At 37.6% G+C, this 23,769-nt stretch carries 16 protein-coding genes; 9 read left to right on the forward strand and 7 right to left on the reverse strand.

Translation table 11 applies throughout. The features are described 5' to 3' along the window. Positions 1-9 precede the first annotated feature (9 nt). The 7 genes from rplW to rpsL all read right to left on the reverse strand — a co-directional run bounded on the left by rplW (position 10) and on the right by rpsL (position 5,012). Positions 10-300, reverse strand: coding sequence for a 50S ribosomal protein L23 (rplW, locus tag LB450_RS08955; protein WP_093364523.1), 291 nt, complete (start codon positions 298-300; stop codon positions 10-12). A 5-nt stretch (positions 301-305) separates the two neighbouring features. After that, positions 306-935, reverse strand: a complete 630-nt coding sequence (rplD, locus tag LB450_RS08960) for a 50S ribosomal protein L4 (protein ID WP_224487577.1) — start codon at positions 933-935, stop codon at positions 306-308. Continuing rightward, entirely contained in the window at positions 935-1,549 is a 615-nt protein-coding gene (rplC, locus tag LB450_RS08965) for a 50S ribosomal protein L3 (RefSeq protein ID WP_224487578.1), read from the reverse strand. The genes rplD and rplC overlap by 1 nt, the downstream gene beginning before the upstream one ends. A 162-nt stretch (positions 1,550-1,711) precedes the next feature. Further along, positions 1,712-2,017 (reverse strand): 30S ribosomal protein S10, encoded by a 306-nt coding sequence (gene rpsJ, locus LB450_RS08970; RefSeq protein ID WP_019039487.1) that lies wholly within the window; start codon positions 2,015-2,017, stop codon positions 1,712-1,714. A gap of 12 nt (positions 2,018-2,029) precedes the next feature. Further along, positions 2,030-4,138, reverse strand: a complete 2,109-nt coding sequence (gene fusA, locus LB450_RS08975) for an elongation factor G (RefSeq protein WP_224487579.1) — start codon at positions 4,136-4,138, stop codon at positions 2,030-2,032. A 3-nt stretch (positions 4,139-4,141) separates the two neighbouring features. Beyond that, the gene (gene rpsG / locus LB450_RS08980) at positions 4,142-4,618 is read right to left on the reverse strand and encodes a 30S ribosomal protein S7 (protein ID WP_224487580.1); all 477 of its coding nucleotides are present in this window, start codon (positions 4,616-4,618) and stop codon (positions 4,142-4,144) included. A 19-nt stretch (positions 4,619-4,637) separates the two neighbouring features. After that, the gene (rpsL, locus tag LB450_RS08985; RefSeq protein ID WP_224487581.1) at positions 4,638-5,012 is read right to left on the reverse strand and encodes a 30S ribosomal protein S12; all 375 of its coding nucleotides are present in this window, start codon (positions 5,010-5,012) and stop codon (positions 4,638-4,640) included. 235 nt (positions 5,013-5,247) lie between these two features. Between rpsL and LB450_RS08990 the strand changes: the two genes are divergently transcribed. From LB450_RS08990 to LB450_RS09030, 9 genes are all read left to right on the forward strand, one after another. Further along, a complete protein-coding gene (locus LB450_RS08990; protein ID WP_224487582.1) occupies positions 5,248-6,903 on the forward strand; it encodes a ShlB/FhaC/HecB family hemolysin secretion/activation protein in 1,656 nt (551 codons plus the stop codon). A gap of 326 nt (positions 6,904-7,229) precedes the next feature. Then, a complete protein-coding gene (locus LB450_RS08995; RefSeq protein ID WP_224487583.1) occupies positions 7,230-10,448 on the forward strand; it encodes a SusC/RagA family TonB-linked outer membrane protein in 3,219 nt (1,072 codons plus the stop codon). A gap of 12 nt (positions 10,449-10,460) precedes the next feature. Further along, complete coding sequence (locus tag LB450_RS09000) at positions 10,461-12,131, forward strand: SusD/RagB family nutrient-binding outer membrane lipoprotein (RefSeq protein WP_224487584.1); 1,671 nt, start codon at positions 10,461-10,463, stop codon at positions 12,129-12,131. An 11-nt stretch (positions 12,132-12,142) separates the two neighbouring features. Then, positions 12,143-13,021 carry a hypothetical protein gene (locus LB450_RS09005; protein WP_224487585.1) on the forward strand — a complete coding sequence of 293 codons (879 nt, stop codon included), beginning with the start codon at positions 12,143-12,145 and terminating at the stop codon, positions 13,019-13,021. Positions 13,022-13,176: 155 nt separating this feature from the next. Next, a complete protein-coding gene (locus LB450_RS09010) occupies positions 13,177-13,521 on the forward strand; it encodes a BamA/TamA family outer membrane protein (protein WP_224487895.1) in 345 nt (114 codons plus the stop codon). Between the two features lie 318 nt (positions 13,522-13,839). Beyond that, a complete protein-coding gene (locus LB450_RS09015) occupies positions 13,840-16,959 on the forward strand; it encodes a SusC/RagA family TonB-linked outer membrane protein (protein WP_224487586.1) in 3,120 nt (1,039 codons plus the stop codon). 11 nt (positions 16,960-16,970) lie between these two features. Further along, positions 16,971-18,614 carry a RagB/SusD family nutrient uptake outer membrane protein gene (locus LB450_RS09020; RefSeq protein WP_224487587.1) on the forward strand — a complete coding sequence of 548 codons (1,644 nt, stop codon included), beginning with the start codon at positions 16,971-16,973 and terminating at the stop codon, positions 18,612-18,614. Between the two features lie 322 nt (positions 18,615-18,936). Next, positions 18,937-22,161: a SusC/RagA family TonB-linked outer membrane protein gene (locus LB450_RS09025; RefSeq protein ID WP_224487588.1), complete on the forward strand. Its 3,225-nt coding sequence runs from the start codon at positions 18,937-18,939 to the stop codon at positions 22,159-22,161. A 12-nt stretch (positions 22,162-22,173) separates the two neighbouring features. After that, positions 22,174-23,607 (forward strand): SusD/RagB family nutrient-binding outer membrane lipoprotein, encoded by a 1,434-nt coding sequence (locus LB450_RS09030; RefSeq protein ID WP_224487589.1) that lies wholly within the window; start codon positions 22,174-22,176, stop codon positions 23,605-23,607. Positions 23,608-23,769: the final 162 nt, after the last annotated feature.

Below are 23,769 nucleotides of genomic sequence, written 5' to 3' on the forward strand. Positions count from 1 at the left end.
GTTTTAAGCTTATAGATTACTATACAAATCAATTGTTTCTCCTTCAGCTACTTTTATAATAGCTTTCTTGTACGCCGATGTTTGACCAGTTACCATACCCGTCTTTGTATAACGAGATTTGATTTTAGGAATCACATTTAATGTACGTACTTTTTCTACCGTAACGCCATAAGCAGACTCAACAGCCTCCTTAATTTGGATTTTGTTGGCATTACGATCTACGACAAACGAAAAAGCATTTCTTAATTCGCTTTCGTTTGTTGCTTTCTCTGTAATAATTGGTTTTACCAAAATGCTCATAGCTACTATTTGTTGAGATTATTTTGTAATTCTTCTAATCTGCTTTCAGTAATTAATAAAACATTGCTATTTAATACATTGTAAGTGTTTAATTCTGAGACATTTACAACTTTAGCAGATTTCAAATTACGGGACGACAAATATACGTTTTTATTCGACTCATCCAAGACAAGTAAAGATTTTTTATCTCTAATCTTCAGATTATCAAGAACATTAAGAAATTCCTTTGTTTTAGGAGCTTCGAATCCAAAATCTTCAATAATCATCAATTGATTATTCTTGAACTTTTGAGACAAAACGGTTTTTCTAGCCAATCTCTTAAGCTTTTTGTTAAGCTTAAAATGGTAATCTCTTGGTCTTGGACCAAAAACTCTACCACCACCTCTGAAGATGGGAGATTTAATACTACCAGCACGAGCTGTACCCGTTCCTTTTTGTTTCTTTATCTTTCTTGTACTACCAACAATCTCAGCTCTTTCTTTTGCCTTGTGAGTTCCTTGACGCTTATTAGCTAAATGCTGTTTCACATCAAGATATACTACGTGATCGTTAGGTTCCAATCCAAAAACAGATTCAGAAAGTTCGACCTCTCTACCTGTTTCTTTTCCTTTTATATCTAAAACTGATACTTTCATTACTTCTGAATAGTTACATAAGTGTTATTGTGTCCAGGAACACAGCCCTTGATAACAATCAAGTTCTTTTCCGGTACAACTTTCAACACTTTTAGATTTTGAACTTTTACTTTTACACTTCCCATTTGTCCACCCATTTTCATTCCTTTGAAAATACGAGCTGGATATGAGGCAGCACCTACAGAACCAGGAGCTCTCAGCATGCTTTGCTGTCCGTGAGTTCGTTCCGAACCACTAAAGCCATGGCGTTTTACAACACCCTGGAATCCCTTTCCTTTAGATGTAGCACTTACGTCTACAAATTCGTTTTCTTTAAATAAGTCTACAGTGATTTCATCACCTAACTTATACTCTTCTTTAAAACCTTGGAATTCCATGACTCGTCGTTTGACAGAAGTACCAGCTTTCTTAAAGTGACCTAAGTCAGCTTTAGTGGCATTTTTGTCTGATTTGTCATCGAAACCAAGTTGAAGCGCTTCATACCCGTCAACCTCGTTGGTTCTGACTTGGGTAACTACACATGGACCAGCTTCTATCACAGTACACGGAATGTTTTTTCCGTTCTCGTCAAAAAGACTAGTCATGCCGATTTTTTTTCCTATTAACCCAGACATAATTAATTTTTGATTATTACTATTTATTTAAAAAAAATTCAGGACAAAAAATACCTTGCCCTGAATGTATTTTTCTTCCGTTTTTCCCTCGTCAAATGCTCGGGACATGTTAATTCTCAGCTAGTGAGAATTTTTGAGATCCCTGCTTTCGCAGGGATGTACTTATACCTTAATCTCTACTTCTACTCCGCTTGGCAATTCAAGCTTCATCAACGCATCAATAGTTTTTGATGAAGAACTATAGATATCCAATAACCTCTTGAAAGAGTCTAACTGGAATTGCTCTCTAGCCTTTTTGTTAACGTGAGGAGATCTTAATACTGTAAAGATTTTACGTTTTGTTGGTAATGGTATTGGACCAGTAACAACAGCACCTGTAGTCTTCACCGTCTTTACAATCTTCTCAGCAGACTTGTCAACCAAGTTGTAGTCGTATGATTTTAGTTTAATTCTTATCTTTTGACTCATAATAAGCTCTAATTATTCGTTTAAACCTTTAGCACTCTTGATTACTTTTTCAGAAATACTTGCAGGTGTTTCTTCAAATTTTAAAAATTCCATTGTTGATGTCGCCCTACCAGAAGATAATGTTCTTAACGTAGTTACATAACCAAACATTTCTGAAAGTGGCACATCAGCTTTGATGATTTTCGCACCAGATCTGTCTGACATGTTGTTCACCTGACCTCTTCTTCTGTTCAAATCACCAACGATATCACCCATGTTTTCTTCTGGAGTTACCACTTCAACTTTCATAATTGGCTCAAGTACGATTGCACCTGCGCTTTTAGCAGCTGATTTAAAACCTAATTTAGCAGCGAGTTCGAAAGAGAGTTGGTCAGAATCCACAGGGTGGAAAGATCCATCCTTAAGAGTTACTTTCAACGTATCCATTCTAAATCCAGCTAAAGGTCCATTTTTCATAGCTTCCTGAAAACCTTTCTCTACTGAAGGAACAAATTCTTTTGGAATTCTACCCCCTTTGATCTGGTCTACAAATTGCAATCCTGGTCCTTCAAAATCTTCATCAACAGGTCCCATTTCGAAAACAATATCAGCAAACTTACCACGACCACCAGATTGTTTCTTATACACCTCTCTGATTTCTGCAGTTTTCGTTACAGCTTCTTTGTACTCTACTTGTGGTTCACCTTCGTTTACTTCCACCTTAAACTCACGTTTTAAACGATCGACTAAGATTTCAATATGAAGTTCTCCCATACCAGAGATAATTGTTTGTCCAGAAACTTCATCAGTTTTCACCTGGAACGTCGGATCTTCTTCAGCCAGTTTTCCAAGTGCAACACCTAGTTTCTCAACATCGGCTTTGGTCTTTGGCTCCACAGCAATACCGATTACAGGCTCAGGGAAAGACATAGATTCCAAAACAATTGGATGCTTCAAATCTGTAAGCGTATCCCCTGTTTTAATATCTTTAAACCCAACTGCAGCACCAATATCACCAGCTTCGATAAAATCTATAGGCTCCTGCTTATTAGAGTGCATTTGATACATTCTCGAAATACGTTCTTTTTTACCAGAACGGTTGTTCAAGACGTAAGAACCTGCTTCCAATCTACCGGAATACGTTCTAAAGAAAGCTAAACGCCCTACGAAAGGATCTGTAGCAATCTTAAATGCTAATGCAGAAAAAGGAGAGTCCACATGTGGCTTTCTTATTTCTACATCACCCGTATCAGGGTTTTCACCTTCAATAGCTTCTACGTCTACCGGAGAAGGCAAGTATCTCATTACAGCGTCAAGCATAGCCTGAACACCTTTATTTTTAAAAGCAGAACCACACATCATCGGGATGATAGACATATCGATAGTCGCTGCTCTTAAAGCGGCAATAATCTCATCTTCAGTAATAGAATCTTCGTCTTCAAAGAATTTTTCCATCAACTGTTCATCGTATTCCGCTACCGCCTCAACGAGTTCAGTTCTGTATTTTTTAACATCTGCTTCAAGTTCAGCTGGAATATCAATTTCTTCGTAAGTCATTCCGAAATCTTCTTCATTCCAGATGACTGCTTTCTTAGAAATTAAATCTACAACCCCTTTAAAGTCTATTTCATCTCCGATTGGCACCTGAAGAGGAACCGGGTTACCACCCAGCATTTCTTTAACTTGTTTACACACATTAAAGAAATTCGCTCCCTGTCTGTCCATTTTGTTAACGAATCCAAGACGTGGAACTTTATATTTATCAGCTTGTCTCCAAACCGTTTCAGATTGTGGCTCAACACCATCTACAGCACTAAACAAGGCAACAACACCATCAAGCACACGCAAAGAACGTTCGACTTCAACCGTGAAATCAACGTGTCCAGGCGTATCAATTATGTTTACAATGTATTCCTGGTCTCTGTAAGGCCATGTACAATGTGTTGCAGCAGAAGTAATAGTAATACCTCTTTCCTGCTCTTGCTCCATCCAGTCCATTGTGGCAGCACCATCATGAACTTCTCCTATTTTGTGACTTATACCAGTATAATAAAGAATACGCTCTGTCGTTGTTGTTTTACCAGCATCGATATGAGCAGCAATTCCAATATTCCTAGTAAATTTTAAATCTCTTTGTGCCATTATTTAGAATCTAAAATGTGAAAATGCTTTATTGGCTTCAGCCATTTTGTGAGTATCTAATCTTTTCTTAACTGCTGCACCTTCTTCTTTAGCAGCTGCCATGGATTCTCCAGCAAGTTTTGCTGCCATGGTTTTCTCATTACGCTTTCTGGAATAGCTTATCAACCACTTCATAGCAGTAGATATCTTTCTATCTGGACGTATTTGTGAAGGGATTTGGAATGTAGCACCACCTACTCGTCTGCTTCTTACTTCAACGTGTGGCATTACATTAGATAAACCCTCTTTCCAGATTTCCAGAGCGGATTTCTCGTCGTCTTGCTTTTTTTCTTCTATGATATCCATTGCATCATAAAATATTTTAAAAGCGATTGATTTTTTCCCGTCCCACATCATCATGTTGACGAATCTTGTTACTAACTGATCATTGAATCTTGGATCTGGAAGTATGGGACGTTTTTTGGCCTGTCTTTTTCTCATGTCTTAACTTTAACTCTGATTATTTTTTAGGTCTTTTTGCACCATACTTGGATCTGCGCTGCAGACGACCCTCTACTCCTGCCGTATCTAAAGCACCACGAACAATATGGTACCTTACACCAGGTAAATCTTTTACTCTCCCGCCTCTAACTAATACTATCGAGTGCTCCTGTAGATTATGTCCTTCACCTGGAATGTATGCGTTTACCTCCTTACCATTTGTCAACCTCACACGAGCAACTTTACGCATTGCTGAGTTTGGTTTTTTTGGTGTAGTAGTGTAAACTCGCGTACAAACTCCACGTCTTTGAGGACAAGATTCTAAAGCCGCCGATTTGCTCTTCTTAGTCATCTTGCGTCTTCCTTTTCTTACTAACTGTGAAATTGTTGGCATAGTTTTACTTAAATTGTTTTAAAAATTCTCTTATTTTTAAGGTTTGCAAATGTAGATATATAAATTTAATAAACAAAATTTAATCAATTAATTTTCAGCAACTAACAATAATAAACAGCCCATAGTTTTAACGTGCATTTCTAAAGGCTTTACAATAATTCATACTATTGAAAAGTCTTAAACGTTTTCCTAGTCATACTATATGTAAGACCTTCGCCTGTTCTCAGACCACATAATGAATAAATTCGTACTTGCACTTGTCATTATTTTAACGACCACCTATACGTTGTGGTCACAGACGGTCCTGCTTCATATCGAAACCAAAACGGATTCACTCACAGAAAGCAGCACCTTCAAATTCAACTCTTTTGATGAAGCCGAAGAACAATTGAAATTCAAAACAGACAGCCTAAAGCAATCGGCCTATCCTTTTCTTAACCAAAAACAAACGATTAAAAAAAACAACTTATACGCAGTGCTGGAATTGAATCGAAAAATAGATTCCATACATATTACCGTTGAAGAAAGACACATCCCGTTTTTACCAAAAGACATACTTCCAAAAGACAACAAAATAAGCATCCCCTATTCTAAAGTTGAAAACTTTCTCAACAGCATCGTTTATAAATTGAAAAACGAAGGCTCTTCGTTTGGAAAAACATCATTGACTCATATTAAAGTTACAGGTGAGAATGTAATGGAAGCCGATCTCAAGATTGAAACGGGACTCAAGCGAACTGTAGACAAAGTCAACATAAGAGGGTATTCATCCTTATCCAAAACCTATGTGTCTCGCTTTTCAAATTTAAAAACAGGAAAAACCTTTGTTGAATCCGATATTCAAAACAAGACAGAGCAACTGAACAACATTCCTTTTATAAGGGTAACAAAGCCAACTGAGGTTTTATTCAAAAAAGATTCAACAGAGTTATTTGTCTATCTCGAAAAAGTCAACTCCAATAGTTTTGACGGATTTTTAGGGTTTGGCAGTACAGATGAAAATAACTTCCAACTGAATGGTTACCTAAATATGGTCTTGCTCAATAATCTCGATTTTGGCGAGCGACTCAGCATCATTTATAAAAACGATGGCACCGGGCAACAAACCTTCGAAGGTAACATCAAGCTTCCATTCCTTCTTAAATCTCCATTGAGTCTTGAGGCAGGCTTGCGATTATTCAGAAGGGATTCTTCATTTTCCAACAGTTCACAACTCCTGGAACTTAACTATCAACTCAATGAAAAAATCAGCCTGGAAGGCGGCATAGAATTCACTACATCTACAAACACTGAAACCGAAGCTGTCATTTCAACTTCAGAGATCATTGGATATAATTCGACATTTTACGGACTGGGCTTTAGTTTTTTAAAATTGAATTCGAGGGAGGGGTTCGACGAAAATACGTTTTTGAGGGTAAGAGCATCATTTGGCAACAGAAAAGCAGAAACAAATACAGACCAATACAAACTAAGTCTAACTGGACAACATCAAATTTCGCTCAATGCGAGAAATAAAATTTATCTCAGCCTCAGCAGTCAGATTTTAATTTCAGATGCGTTTGTCAACAATGAGTTATTTCGATTTGGCGGCGTAAATTCCATTCGTGGCTTTGCAGAAAACTCGCTTATCGCCAACCGCTTCACAGTTCTTCAAACGGAATACAGATACCTTTTGGATGCGAATTTATTTGCCAATACCATCCTGGATCTTGGCAACTATAAAAATAAATTAGATGACATCAACGAAAATAATTTAGGTTATGGCATTGGATTGGGCTTAAGGTCTAATGCTGGTATTTTTAGATTAATCCTGGCCAATTCAGTCTCCAATAATCAAAATACAACATTTTCCAACTCCAAGATTCACATCAGTTTCACTTCTTTTTTTTAGTTAAGATAATTGCGTTTTAGGATTGTATCCGTTATTAAGCTGACAATTCTCTGCTAAGTCAGGAATTCTAAATTGCAAACTCCAAAACACCCTACACAGTAAGCTCAGGTTAAAATTACTCCAGCACTGCTTTAACCAATACAGTTTACCATTTCTAAAGAGCAGCCATAAGCATAAATTTACTGCACTATCTTCAAATAATTATGGTTGCAATATCGTGATCCTATCAAAATTTAACACTTAAATTCTAAATAAAGAAATATTTTCTTGCGGGTTTAACTTTATTTTTACACTTTTGGCGTTGGCTAATTCAAATAAAAGAACAAATGAAAACAAAGTTAAATGGAATTTTAACACTTCTCTTAGTGTTAGTTGTGCAACTAAGCTTTGCACAAACAAAGACAGTCACGGGAACGGTGACTGACGACTCCGGGTTACCCCTTCCAGGAGCCAACGTATTGGTTAAGGGGACAACTGAAGGTACTCAAACCGACTTTGACGGAAACTATTCTATTGAAGTGGGTGCAGACCAGCAGCTGGAATTTTCTTACATCGGTTTCACGACCAAAACAGTATCCGTAGGAGATAAATCCGTCATCAACGTAGAAATGGAGTCTGGTGAAGCATTAGATGAAGTTGTTGTCGTTGGTTTCGGTACCTCAAGAGAGAAAAAATCTTTAGGCTATTCTGTAAGTGAAGTACAGTCTGAAGGTCTGGAACAAAAATCTGAAGGTGATCTTGGCCGTGTGCTAAACGGTAAAGCTTCTGGTGTTGTGATCAACAACTCTAGTGGTGTTTCAGGTTCTGCTACCAACATCAACATTAGAGGTTACACCTCTATAAATGGTAGTAATCAACCTTTATTTATTGTAGATGGTGTGCCTATTTCCAATGACACCAATGCTGTTGGCAGCTTTCAGGATGGTAATGCGGGATCTTCAAGGTCTTTAGACTTAGATCCTAACTCTATTGAAAGCGTTTCTGTATTGAAGGGTTTTGCAGCAGCCACCGTTTATGGATCTGCTGGTAAAAATGGAGTTATCCTTATCACTACAAAAGCAGGATCTGCTGGAAATGTCAAAAAGAAAAATGAAATCACTGTTTCACAGGGATTATTCTTTAATGAAATTGCATCCCTGCCGGATTATACAGAGCGTTTTGGTAACGGATTTGATGGTTCCTTCGGAAACTTCTTTTCCAACTGGGGCCCTGGATTTTACGAAGAAGGTTTTGGAGGATACGCCTCTCCTTCTAGCGGTATAGCTGCAGATGGAACTTACAGCCATCCTTACAACAGAGCAAATCTAGCAAATGTATTCCCTGAATTTCAAGGCGTAAGACTACCTTGGGAAGCACAACCCGACAACGTCAAAGACTTCTTTAGAACTGGAGTAGTGAGAAATACATCTGTAAACATTGCAAGCTCTTCAGACGACGGAAAGATCTCTTATAATGTCAACTTTGGACATTTGGATGATGATGGATTTACACCAAACAACAACACGACAAGAACTAACTTTTCTGTGGGGGGTAGAGCCTTATTATCAAACAAATTCACAATCAACAGTACGATAAACGCTACCAGAACGGACTTTAAAACGCCTCCTATAGCTCGTAGTACAGGTTCTGGGGTTTCTGGAGCTGGATTATCTGTATTTGCCGATGTTTTTTATACGCCTAGAAACATTCCATTAATGGAACTCCCCTACCAAAATCCCATTACCGGAGCCAGTGTATATTATAGAGGCGATGAAGCCATCCCTAATCCAAACTGGGTCGCAAACAATAGTTACGTAAGACAAACAACTTCTAGAATAAATTCGTCCAATACCATAACTTATGATATCAACGATAATTTAAATTTCTTATACAGATTAGGATTGGATGTGTATTCAGAACGAAACGAAACGGGTACTAATGTTGGAGCAACTGCTGGCCCAGTTTTAGGAGCTTATGCTACTTATACAAATACAAATATTGTATGGGACCATAACTTCCAGTTGAACGGGACTTACGATTTGAATTCAGATATAAATCTGAATTTCACTGCAGGTGCAACTTCCAGGTACAATAAGTATAACAGAGACGGTGTGAATAGTTCTGGTCAAATCGTATTTGATGTCTTTAGACACTTTAACTTTAGAGAACAATCTCCAATCCAGTTCCAAACTTTTCAAAATATTGTCGGAATTTATGGTGTTGCTGATTTAGAGTATAAAGATTACCTATACCTAAACCTATCTGCCCGTAACGATTGGGTTTCTAACCAAATTAATAACTCTCAATTTTATCCTAGTACAAGTGTTTCTTTCTTACCTACTTCAGCTTTTTCAGACCTAAGAAGTAAGAATGGCTTAAACTATCTAAAATTAAGAGCTGGTTATGGAACTTCTGCAGGTTTTGCTTCAGGCTTTCCAACGGTAAATACGCTGCCATTAAACGCTAGATTTTTTCAGGGACAAGGAGACAGCTCCCCAGTTGCTAACAACTCTTTATCAAGACAATTGGCAAATGTAGATATCAGACCAGAACTCTATGAAGAAATCGAAGTTGGTTTGGAAGCAAGAGCTTTAGATAACAGAGTTTCATTCGATTTCTCGTACTATAAAAGAAATACAACTGACTTAATTATTGACAGGCCACTTCCTGCTTCTACTGGTTTTACTTCAACTCAATTTAATATTGGTAGAATTGAAGGCTACGGTTTTGAAGGTGATTTAGGTTTAAAAGTGATTCAAAACGAGGGGAACGGTTTTAACTGGGATGTCAACGTTAATTATACAAAGTACAGATCTGATGTAGTTGATTTAGGATTAGAAGCAACTGATAACCCTGTAGATAACGCCATTCCTTATTCTGGTTTTTCTAACCTTGGTAACGCAGCTATAGAAGGTTTCCCTTTTAGCACAATGATTGGTTCTACTGTAGCAAGAGATGAAAATGGCAACCTTTTGGTAGATTCTCAGGGTAATTATGTATTTGATCAAGGACCTAACATCATAGGAGATGCAACTCCAGATTTCTTGATGAACTATTCTACAACCTTATCATTCAAAAATTTCACTTTCAGTGCTTTAGTTAGTTATCAACATGGTGGGGACATCTATTCTCAAACTATAGGTGCTTTACTTGCCAGAGGTGTAACCACTGATACTGACAACAGACTAGACACCTACATTTTACCAGGTGTGAGTCAGGCTACAGGTGAAACGAATGACATACAGATCAATAACTCTACTTATTATTTCACAAATACAGGTTTTGGACCAGATGAACTAAGCGTATATGACGGTACTTTTATCCGTTTAGCTGAAGTGTCTTTGAGTTATAGTTTTCCTAAAGACTGGCTAGAAGCCACTCCATTTGGTAATTTATCAATGTCAGTAGCAGGATATAACTTATATTTCAACGCTCCAAACACTCCTAAGGGCACCAATTTTGATCCTAACATTATAGGAACTGGAGTTGGTAACGGTAGAGGCTTTGACTTCTTGAACGGTCCTAGTGGAAAACGTTATGGATTTACTTTAAGAGCAACATTTTAAAACATTATAAAAATGAAAAACATAAAATATTTTATAATTTTAGCTGTAGGTCTTTTGACGCTTCACTCTTGTGAAACAGTAGAATTAGATAAAAAAGATAACCCAAATGCGTTAAGTCCGAGTCAAGCTGACATTAACTTAACGATGAACGCCATCCTTGTAAGGACAGGATCCTTTACAAATACGATAGGATCTTATGGCTCAAGATTTACAAGAATTCGAAATATGTTTGGGGTCAATTACCAGAATGTATTTAGTCCAGCAACCTTCGATGGTGTTTGGAATCAGGCTTATGCAGATATCATGAACGATATCCGAGCTATGAACGCTCAAATAGAAGGCCTTGATGGTGAATTTGAAAAGCACAGAGCTGTAGGTGAGGTCATTGAAGCATACCTTATTGTAACGCTTGTAGATTATTTTGGAAGTATCCCTTACTCTGAAGCTTTGGACACCTCTAATTTAACACCACAAGTAGACGAGGGTAGTGCTGTATATCAAGCCGCCTTAGATTTACTGGATGATGCTATTGTAAAGTTTCAACAAGATACGACTGTTGATTTAGCCAATGATTTTTACTACGACAATGATTACGGCAAATGGGTAAAGCTAGCCAACACGCTTAAGATGAAAATCTATATCCAGCAAAGACTGGTCAATCCATCTGCCATTGATAGTTTTGACGCTATTGCCACCACTGGAAATTATATCCAAGAGGGTGAAGATTTTGTATTCAACTGGGGAAGTACTCTGGATAATCCAAACTCAAGACATCCATTATACAATGCACAATATGCTCCTGGAGGACCTGCCACCTGGTATATGTCAAACTGGCTAATGGACAGAATGTTAAACGGACAAAGCATTGAAGATCCTAGAATCAGATATTATTTTTACAGACAGGTAGGTGATGTATTATCTAATGTAAACCCAGACACTGGAGAGGAGAAAAGATGTGTCATACAAACTATTCCTCCTCATTATGACAATAATGATATTTTATACTGTTATCCAGATAACGATAGAGGGTACTGGGGAAGAGATCACGGAAGTAATGAAGGTATTCCACCAGATGGATTCTTAAGAACTGCCTTTGGTATTTATCCAGCAGGAGGTCGCTTTGACGACAGTAGTTTCGAAAACATCAATGGCAACAACTATGGCGCAGAAGGTTATGGTGTTACACCAATAATTCTGGCATCTACTGTTGACTTTTGGAGAGCTGAGGCTGCTTTATATGGTGGTGCAGGATCTGCAGATCAATTTCTGGAAAGTGCAATAAACAAGCATATTGATTATGTAAGAACATTTTCTGGTAGAAGTGCTCAGGATTTTGATGAATCTACCATACCAGATGAATCTGATGATGTTGATTATGTGTCATCTGTTATAACTGAATTTAATAGTTCTGCTGACAGAGAAGAGCGCTTGGATGTTTTAGGTGAGCAATTCCTTATTTCCTTAATTGGAAATGGAACCGATGCTTACAATTTCTACAGAAGAACAGGAGCTCCTAGAGATATACAGCCTAATATTGAACCTAATCCAGGAGCATTCCCAAGGTCAATGTGGTATCCTGCAGGTGAAGTTACGGCAAATCCAAATGTTTCTCAAAAGGACGACTTAACAGTGAGAGTTTTTTGGGATGATAATCCAATTAGTGGTTTTCCAGTAAATAATTAAAACATAAAAAAATGAAAACACTTATAAACAAAATAAGTTTTATTGCAACCTTAGTTTTAATAATAGGGTGTAGTGATACGGAAAAAACCATAGATGAGGTTTTTGACGGTACAACAAGAGGAACTGCTTTAAAAACAATTCCTGAACAGACCAGCTTAGAATTCAACGTTGGTGGAGAAAGTTTAGTAACCATCTCAGCGCAGGTAATCGATCAAAGAGGGCAAGATGTGGACAGAATAGATGTCTATATGTCTTTTGTGGATAATCAGACCGAAAGTGACGATCCTGCGAATAACTCTATAGATGAAGAGTTATTTACAACGGTTCCTGCCAGCGCATTAGATAGTAGTGGTGACTATCCTGTATTTAATTTTCAATTCACTGGCGACGAATTCAATAGCTTTTTTGGCTTGACTGGCACTGACTATACTGGTGGAGACCGAATTAATGTAAGGCTGGCCCTGGTCATGAACGATGGAAGAGTGTTTACCAGCGACAATGTGAATAACGTTGTTTCTGGTGGTGCTTTTTACCGCTCACCATTCCAGTACAATGTGAATTTTGTGTGTCCAGCGGATACTCCGGCATCCGGAACCTGGACTATTGAAATGCAGGATTCCTGGGGAGATGGATGGAATGGTGGTGAACTCATCGTATCCATAGATGGAAATGAAACCTCTTACACTATGGAAAGCGGCTCTACACTTACACAGACGTTTGACGTACCCACTTCTGCTGGCACTATTTCGATTGTGTACAGTGCAGGAAGCTATGATAGTGAAGTGACATTTCAAATCACGGCTTCAAATGGTAATACCATTATAGATGCCGGTCCTAACCCACCAGCAGGAATAGAACTTATCAACTATTGCAATAGAAACTATCAGTAAAAAAAATTATAACAACTAATAGTTAAGTTGATTACTATAAAGCCACCTCCATACTGAGGTGGTTTTTTTTTGAATATACCAGCTAATAAATAAAAAAGTGGGGTCATTGAAAGCACGCTTCACCTTTTGAGGTTTTCTAAGACAGAAACAATAGAATTTCTGATTCATTCGTCAGTAACAAATTATTTCGATTTGGCGGCGTAAATTCCATTCGTGGCTTTGCAGAAAACTCGCTTATCGCCAACCGCTTCACAGTTCTTCAAACGGAATACAGATACCTTTTGGATGCGAATTTATTTGCCAATACCATCCTGGATCTTGGCAACTATAAAAATAAATTAGATGACATCAACGAAAATAATTTAGGTTATGGCATTGGATTGGGCTTAAGGTCTAATGCTGGTATTTTTAGATTAATCCTGGCCAATTCAGTCTCCAATAATCAAAATACAACATTTTCCAACTCCAAGATTCACATCAGTTTCACTTCTTTTTTTTAGTTAAGATAATTGCGTTTTAGGATTGTATCCGTTATTAAGCTGACAATTCTCTGCTAAGTCAGGAATTCTAAATTGCAAACTCCAAAACACCCTACACAGTAAGCTCAGGTTAAAATTACTCCAGCACTGCTTTAACCAATACAGTTTACCATTTCTAAAGAGCAGCCATAAGCATAAATTTACTGCACTATCTTCAAATAATTATGGTTGCAATATCGTGATCCTATCAAAACTTAAATTCTAAATAAAGAAATATTTTCTTGCGGGTTTAACTTTATTTTTACACTTTTGGCGTTGGCTAATTCAAATAAATATAAAATGAAAAGAAAATTAAATGGCTTTTTAACACTATTTATAGTGTTGGTAGTGCAAATTGCCTTTGCGCAAACAAAGACTGTAACGGGTACAGTTACAGATGATTCTGGAATGCCACTTCCAGGAGTTAATGTATTAATTAAAGACTCTTCAAGTGGAACTCAAACTGATTTTGATGGAAATTACTCTATTGAAGCCAGTAATAATCAACAGTTAGTTTTTTCCTATGTTGGATTTCAGACTCAAACTGTACGTGTGGGTGATAGGACAGAAATTAACATTCAGCTTGAAACTGGAGAATCTTTAGATGAAGTTTTTGTTGTTGCCTATGGTACTGCATCAAAAGAATCATTTACAGGATCTGCAAGTGTCATTTCTTCAAAACAATTAGAAACAAGGAACGTAACATCTCCTATTGAAGCTATTGAGGGTAGAGCTACGGGTGTTCAATTCACTACACCTACTGGCCCAGGTGATTCCCCAGGCATTGTTATTAGGGGTGTAGGAACACTTAATGGTGATACAGAACCTTTATATATTGTAGATGGTGTACAATACAATGCACCTTTAAACACCTTAAACCAGGAAGATATTGCCTCTTTCACCATTCTTAAGGATGCCGCATCCACATCCATTTATGGATCCAGGGCTGCAAATGGTGTAGTCATTATTACCACTAAATCTGGTACTAAAGGAGCTATAAAAGTTAGTGCTTCTGCTCAATCAAGTATCATTAACAGGGGAAGACCATTATACGACCAAGTGACTCCAGGACAATATTATGAAACGATGTGGGAAGCTTTGAGAAACTCCAGTGCAGGTGGAGGGGATCCAGCTTTTGCAAGTGCAAATATCTTCAACCAATTAGGTTACAATCCCTTCAATGTGGCCAACGACCAAATTGTGGGAACTGATGGTAGGCTAAATCCTAATGCTCAGGTGATTTATAAAAGCTTAGATTGGTTCGAAGAACTAGAGCGAACTGGACAAAGACAAAACTACAATGTTAATGTATCTGGTGGTGGAGAAGATCACTCCGTATTTTTCTCAGCTTCATATTTAGATGAAGACAGCTATGTGATCACTTCTGGTTTTGACAGATTCACTGCAAGATTGAATGCTGATTTTCAGGTTAATGATAAAATTAAAGTAGGCGGTAGTACCAACCTTTCTTTAACTGAATCTAGAGCTCCAAGTTCTGCTGGTACAGGAAGTATTGTTAATCCATTTGGTTTTGCTCAGGGCATTGGTTCAATTTATCCTGTTTTTGTAAATGATAGAGATGGGAACATCGTTTTAGATGAAGAAGGTGCACCTTTATGGGATAGCGGAGAAGGCTTTCCAGACTTTGGTATCGGATCTCGACCAATAAACCAAGGAAGACATGCTATTCAAGAATTAATTTTAAATCGTGAGCTTCAGCAAAACAATACGTATGGTTTTAGATTGTTTGGTGAATACGAAATCATAGACGGATTGAGTTTGAAACTTAATTATGGTAGAGATTTGACTGACTTCTTTTCAAGTGAGTATGAAAACCCAATTATCGGAGATGCTCAGCCAGTAGGACGTTTAGGACAAAGAAGAGCAAGACGTGATACAGAAACTTTTAACCAAATTCTTACTTATCAAAAAAGTTTTGGTTATCATAATTTAGATTTGACAGCCGGTCACGAAAGTTACGAAACATCTATAAGTGATTTAGATGGATTGGCAACGATTCAGGCTGCAAGTGGAATATTTGAATTTGCTAACTTTTCAAATATTGTAGACTTAGATGGTGCTACTTTTGACAGATCTTTAGAAAGTTATTTCTTTAGAGGAAATTATAACTTCAACGACAAATATTACTTAAGCGCTTCAGTAAGAACAGACGGTTCATCGGTTTTCCAATCTGAAAACAGATGGGGTACATTTTACTCAGTTGGAGCCTCCTGGAGAATGGATCAGGAAGAATTTATTCAAAACATAGATTGGATAGATAGATTAAAAATCAGAGGGTCTTATGGTGAAGTTGGTAATGATGATTTAAATGATAGTTACCTATCCCAAGCAAGATTTAATATTACTTCTAATGCAGCAAATCCAGCAATTTTATTTACAGATATTGGTAACTCAGATTTATTATGGGAAACCACAGAAAGTTATGATGTAGCTTTAGAGTTTGGTTTATTCAATAACTTCTTAGATGGTTCGGTTGAATACTACAGAAGAAATTCTACAGACTTACTTTACAACCTTCCTATTGCTCCAAGTAATGGATTAAATGTTGTTCCTGTAAATGCAGGAGATATGTATAACTCTGGATGGGAAATAGGACTAACTGGACATATGATTAACACTGACGAACTTAAATGGGATTTAACTTTATTAGGCTCAACACTTAAAAATGAAATTACCAGCCTACCAGATCCATTTATAAACGGTAGTAAACGATGGGCCGAAGGAGTATCAAGGTTTGATTTCTTTCTTTTTAGAACTGCAGGAGTTGATCCAGCTACTGGAGACCAGTTATACTTACAATACGAACTTGATGCAAATAATGAGAGTATTCCAGTCTTAGATGCCAATGGAAATCAACTAACGACCAACGACTGGACGGAAACCGAAAGAGCATATACCGGAGATTCTTCAGTTCCAGATTTTATAGGATCTGTTGCAAATACAATCAGCTACAAAGGGTTTACGCTAGATCTATTAATCACTTATGGTATCGGTGGAAGTGTTTTAGATAATGGCTATGCTAACTTGATGCACGCAGGTGCTTATGGATCTTCATCTCATCCAGATATTTTGAATGCCTGGAGACAGCCTGGAGACATCACAGATGTTCCACGACTAGAAAATGGAAATGTCCTCTTAGTTCAAACTCAATCTGATCGTTTTATAACAGATGGTTCTTATATTAATTTGAGAAATGCTAATCTTAGCTATAGATTCAACAGCACCATGACAGAAAAGTTAGGCCTAGATAATTTGACTTTAAACTTAACAGGAGAAAATCTTTATTTCAAGAGTAAAAGAGATGGTCTTGATCCTCAGTTCAATTTAGCAGGAACTTCTCCAGCTAACAACTTTTTTGCTCCGAGAATTATATCTCTTGGATTAAATATTTCATTATAAAAATTATAGATATGATAAATAAAATAAAACTTATACTACTGGCAGCTTTAATTTTTCCAGTATTATCATGCGAAGATGAGTTTTTAGAAAGAACTCCAACTGATGCTATATCGGCTGACGATGCCCTTGCAAGTGTAGAAAATATGCAACTTGTGCTTAATGGTGTACATAGAGGCTTATATTCTCAATCACAGACTGTATTTCCAGGGGGGAACACAGCTAGAGCGAACAATCACTACTGGGTTCCAATGGGCGACAATCTGGCTGGGACTCTTATTCATTCTGCAAATGCAAATAATCTCGGATGGCGAACCAATGCGCAATGGAATGATCACACAATTCAAACCTCTTTAACAACTGAATTATTATGGTATCATAGGTATAACATTATACTTCACTCTAATCTTTTGATTAAAGGAATTGAAGAAAGTGGCTTTACTGAAACTGCACGACTGAATGAAATTTTAGGACAAGCCTACACATACAGAGCTTATGCATATTTATCATTGGTTCAGCACTATGCTAAGGGATATTTAATTGGAAATCCAGAAACAGATCCGGGTGTACCCTTATTATTCTCTTCAGAATCTCCGTTCACAAGTCAACCAAGATCAAGTGTTCAGGATATATATGACCAGATTGGTAGTGATTTAACCGATGCTATAACAGCTTTTGAAAACGGTTCAGGAAGATCTGGATCTGGGGCTGCTGCAAAATCTCAATTGAATATTGATGTAGCTTATGGATTAAGAGCAAGATGGGCTCTTTCTAAAGGTGACTGGGAAACTGCTGCGGCATCTGCAGTTGCTGCTAGACAAGATTATCCAATAATGAATGAAGCAGACTGGCTTTCCGGTTTTAATAGTAATGAACTCTCTGAAGTAATTTGGGGAAGTCATGTCATCGAAGCAGAAACAACATTTTTTAGATCATACTTTTATTTAGCTAGTAACACATTCAACGGAAGCCAGATTAGAAATAACCCTAAGATTGCTGACCGTAGACTGGTGGACGCTATACCAGAGACAGATTACAGAGGAAAAGTCTTTATAGTGGATGCTCCAAACACCAACACGTCTGCTGCGAATGGAGAAGGTGGGTTTGGAAATGATCCTAACTACACTGATGAGGCAGCCTTTAATGCCCGTAGAGCTGAAATCAATGAAGAATATGGCATTACAAATAGCTTTAACCAACATCCATACATGCATTTTAAACTCAAAAATGCTAATCCTGGGACTATAGACCCAGATGATGTGATTTACATGCGTTCTTCTGAAATGTACCTCATTGAGGCTGAAGCATTAGCGATGATGGATGATGTTCCTAACGCACAGATCGCACTTGAAACACTAGTCAACGAAAGAGATAGTGCCTTTGACGTATCTGTATTCAACACTAAAGAATCTTTAATGGAAGAAATCAAATTCCAAAGAAGATTAGAACTTTGGGGCGAAGGTTTTGGATATACCGACAAAATCCGTTGGGATGAAGAAATCGATCATGCTGCAGATGGTGGATCTGGTGCTTCTCAAGTTCTTTATCAGCAAGCCTATCAAATCGACAGACCATCTATAAACGATGACTGGATATTTAAAATTCCACAAGCTGAAATCAACGCTAATCCAAATTTAAGTTCAAGTGATCAGAATTAATGTTATTTGAATTAGTCACTTGCTTAAAAGCTACTCTAAATAGGGTAGCTTTTTTTTATATCTATAAGGAATTCAAATTGATTATGCCCTTACCGATATTGGTGACCAAAGCCTTGCCCTCTACTCCAATGTTTTTTCCTTAAAACTGGATTGGTCTGTTTTTAGATAATTTTTGAATATTTTATTGCACTGCAAATCAAAGCAATAATTGAAAAATCTAACTGTGATTTACTAAATTATGTAAATTTAACGTTATGCATTTGTTAACAAGTTTAATTACTATTAGTTCCGACGTGGCTAATTCTAATAAAAAAACTAACAAATGAAACAAAATGTAAATTGGATCTTTTTATTCATGTTTGCTTTAATCTCACACGTGGGACTAGCGCAGAATCAAGAAGTGACAGGAACTGTTGTAGACAACAGTGGTTTACCCTTACCCGGAGTAAACGTAATTGAGGAAGGAACTGCAAATGGTACCCAAACCAACTTTGATGGAGAATTTTCTCTTCAAGTGGGTGATGATGCCGTTTTAGTTTTTTCTTATTTGGGAATGAAAGAACAGAAAGTTCCCGTAAACAATCAGAGCTCAATTGATATCACTTTAGAACCTGCAACGGGTCAACTAGACGAAGTTGTTGTTACGGCTTTAGGTATTAAGAGAGAAAAGAAATCCTTAGGTTATGCCACACAGGAAGTTGGCGGAGATGAGGTTTCTGATGTTGCCACTCAAAACTTTACCAATGCTTTATCTGGTAAAGTCGCGGGACTTAAAGTGAAGTCTTCCGGTACTATGGGTGGTTCTACCAACGTGGTTATTAGAGGTAATGCTTCTTTAACAGGTAGCAACCAGGCATTATTTGTGGTGGATGGCACACCTATTATCAACCAAAACTCAAATACTTCTGGACAGAAAGCTGGTAGAGGTGGATATGATTATGGTAACGCCGCTGCAGATATAAATCCGGATGATATCAAGAGTATCAATGTTCTGCGTGGTGCAGCTGCAACAGCCCTTTACGGTGAACGTGCTGCCAATGGTGTCATTATCATCGAAACCAAAAGAGGTGAAAAAAATAAAGGTATTGGCGTAAGCGTTAGATCTTCAGTTATGTTTTCAAACGCTGATGAAAAAACATTACCTACATATCAGCGCAAATATGGTGCTGGTTACGGTCCGTATTATCAATCTAGCGATGGTTATTTCAACCTTAGCGACATTAACGGTGACGGAACATTGGATGAGACTACCCCATTTACAGAAGACGCCTCTTTTGGTGCTGCCTTCGATCCAAAACGTATGATTTACCAATGGAATTCTATCTATCCAGAATTGGATACTTACCAGCAAGCTTCTCCCTGGACAGCTGGCGAGCATACTCCAAACGATATTTGGGAAACTGGTCATACTTTGATTAACTCTGTCTCTTTAGACGGTGGAACCGATAAAAGTACGTACAGAGTTGCCTTCACAAACTTATTGCAGAAAGGAGCTTTACCAAATAGTGAAATAAAGAGAAACAACATAAAGTTTTCTAGCTCTCACGACTTGACAGAGAATTTTAAAGTTGCTTCTAATGTAAATTTCATTAAAACTGATGGACTTGGTAGATACGGAACAGGTTATGATGACTTGAACGTTATGCAGTCTTTTAGACAGTGGTATCAAATGAATGTTGATTTATATCAACAACGTGATGCCTATTTTGAAACAGGCAGAAACATCACCTGGAACGCTAATGGTCCTGATAACCGAACCCCTATTTATTTTGACAATCCATATTTTACAAGATATGAGAATTTTCAAACAGACACGCGTAATCGCTATTTTGGTAATATCAATTTGAATTACCAAATCAATGACGTGTTTAGCGTATTAGGACGTTTCACCTTTGATACTTACAGTGAACTACAGGAAGAACGTAAAAACGTTGGATCGGTAGGTGTATCCAGATACTCTAGATTTGATAACAGAGTCGCTGAATATAACTATGACCTGATCCTGAACTTCAACAAGAACCTAAGCGATGATCTTAACCTTGACGGTAACTTAGGGTTTAACTTAAGACGAAATGAGCAAACTTTTATAAGAGCTTCCACCAATGGAGGTCTTAATGCACCAGGATTTTATGCGTTAAGCAATAGTAAGGATCCACTTGTTCCGCCAGCAGAATATGAAGCAGACCAGATGGTTGACGGATTATTTGCTCGAGCAAGTTTAGGCTACCTAAATACTTATTATTTAGAAGCTACTATTCGTAGAGACCGCTCATCAACTTTACCTAAAGAAGAAAACACTTATGTGTACCCATCCATTTCAACCAGTGTATTACTTTCGAACATCTTAGATCAGGATTGGTTGAACTTTGCCAAATTCAGAGCTAATTACGCTCAGGTTGGTAGTGGTACAGACCCTTATGATGTTTTCAACACCTACGTGATTTCAACACCATTTAATGGTCAGGGTGTCGCAAGTTTAAACAGTACATTAAACAATCTTGAACTTAAACCTGAAACCTCAAAGTCTTATGAAGTTGGTTTAGAAGCAAGCATGCTGGACAATAGACTTAATCTGGACCTTTCTTACTACAGAACCAGAACTGAAGACCAGATTACTCCGGTACCAGTTTCGAATGCAACGGGATATACAAGAAAATTACTGAATGCAGGTGAGATTGAAAACAAAGGTTTTGAAGTCTTGGTAAGTGGTGCTCCGGTAAAACTAAAAGATTTCAAATGGAATGTATCCGTTAACTGGTCTAGAAACCGCAACCAGGTTATAAGCCTTACTGATGGTATTGACAACTTACAGTTAGCAAGTCTTCAGGGGGGTGTTTCCATAAATGCGTCGCCAGGACAACCTTATGGAGCTATAAGAGGGTCTGATTATGAATACGATGATGCTGGAAATAAAATTGTAAACAGCAGTGGTTACTATGAAACCACATCGTCTAATAATAACATTATTGGTAACATTCAGCCAGACTGGAATGCAGGTATAACCAACACGTTTACTTATAAAAATTTCAGATTAAGCTTTTTAATAGATATTCAGGAAGGTGGAGATATATTTTCACTTGATACCTGGTATGGTTTTGCAACTGGTATCTATGACAGAACAGCAGGTACCAATGATCTAGGTAATGAAATGAGAGCACCTCTAACAGGAGGAGCTGACAGTGGAGGTATTATCCTTCCAGGAGTGAATGCTGATGGATCTCAAAACACTACAAGAGTTCCTTTTGACCGCTACAGCAATCCTTATGGTTATGCACGTGACGCCAATAAAGGACACGTTTATGATGCGTCTTACATCAAGTTAAGAGAGTTGAATTTAACTTATGACTTAAGCGCAAAAGCTTTAGAGAAATTACCATTTACAAGTGCTTCTTTCTCAATTATCGGTAGAAACTTATGGATTATAGATAAGAATATGCCATATTCTGATCCTGAAGCTGGATTGAGTTCTGGTAACGTTCAAGGTTACCAATCTGGAGCCTACCCAGCAATGAAGCAATATGGAGTAAACCTTAAGTTTAATTTTTAAACATAAATAGAAATGAAAAAATATATAATAACCTTTTTAACGGTTAGTCTTTTATTTTCTTGCGCAAGCGATGAAAACTACGAGAGACTCAACCAAGACCCTAAAAATCCGACAGAAGTTTCTGAAGATTTCTTATTCACTTCTGCGACGGTAAGCTTAGGGGACTTTTTGGCAAGCCCAAATGTAAATATTAATGTATTTAGATTTATAAGTCAATACCTTACGGCTACAACCTATGTTGATGAGCCAAACTATGATTTGACAAATCGTAACATTCCGCAATCCCAATGGTCTGAAATTTACAGAGATGTATTATTAGACTTGGATGATGCAAAAGATTACATCAATGAGAGCGACGATCTTTCTCAAGGTCAGAAAGACGCTAGATTGGGTCAAATTGAAGTGCTACAGGTTTACGCCTGGCAGGTACTGGTAGATACCTTTGGAGATATTCCTTATAACGAAGCTCTTCAGGCTGAAACCATTACCCTTCCAGCTTATGAAGATGATGCTGCTATTTATCAAAATCTAATCGAAAGATTGCAGGCCGCCAGTGCATTACTAAGCTCCGGACAGGGTTTTGCCGGACCAGACGTACTATTTTCTGGTGATATGAGCAAGTGGTCAAAGTTCAATAATTCATTGCAACTGAGGCTGGCTATGAGAATCTCAGACAGCAACCCAAGCTTATCTCAAAGTGCAGCTGAAGACGCTGCCAGCAAGGGCGTTTTTACCGGGAATGAGGATAATGCTCTTCTTCATTACCAAAGCTCACCCCCTAATACTAACCCATTATGGGAGGACTTGGTACAAAGCGGTCGTTCTGACTATGTAGCAGCAAATACACTGGTTGATATCATGAATGATTTGGAAGACCCAAGACGCATGTATTATTTTGATCAGAATCTAGGTGATGGTGTTTACGTTGGTGGTATTTATGGAGCTCAAAATCCATACTCTGGTTCTACTCACATGGGCGAGAGCTTTTTGGACCCGACACATGCAGGTATATTTATGGATTTTGCTGAGGTTTCATTTCATTTAGCCACAGCATCAGAATTAAATTACAATGTATTTGGAGATGCTACCACGCATTATAACAACGCTATTACAGCGTCTATGAACTATGCTGGTATTGAAGATCAAACTGCTATAAACGCGTATTTGGCTAAACCAGATGTTGTTTACAATTCGGCAAATTCTGATGAGTTGATAGGAACACAATTCTGGATAGCCATGTATGACAATCCTTTAGAAGGATGGTCTGTATGGAGAAAATACGATGAACCAAGCTTAAACCTTCCTGGTTCAACTGGAAATCCTGTACCATTAAGGTATACGTATCCGATTAATGAACAAAACCTGAACGAAGTAAATTATGAAGCTGCTTCACAGGCAATTGGAGGAGATTCACAACAAACCCCTGTATTCTGGGATGTGAATTAAACTTAAATCATTTTAAGGTAATTTTAGCTGCTAGATAACCTCTAGCAGCTTTTTTTTGTAATAAATTGAAAAAAGGACAGAGCGATATCAAAAAGCAACTTAATCGATATTAGCCCTTATTTTCTGTTTCAGGAAGCATATGATATATCCTGAGTTATGAGA

It is taken from the genome of Psychroflexus curvus, from assembly GCF_020164585.1.
Taxonomy (GTDB): Bacteria; Bacteroidota; Bacteroidia; order Flavobacteriales; family Flavobacteriaceae; genus Psychroflexus; species Psychroflexus curvus.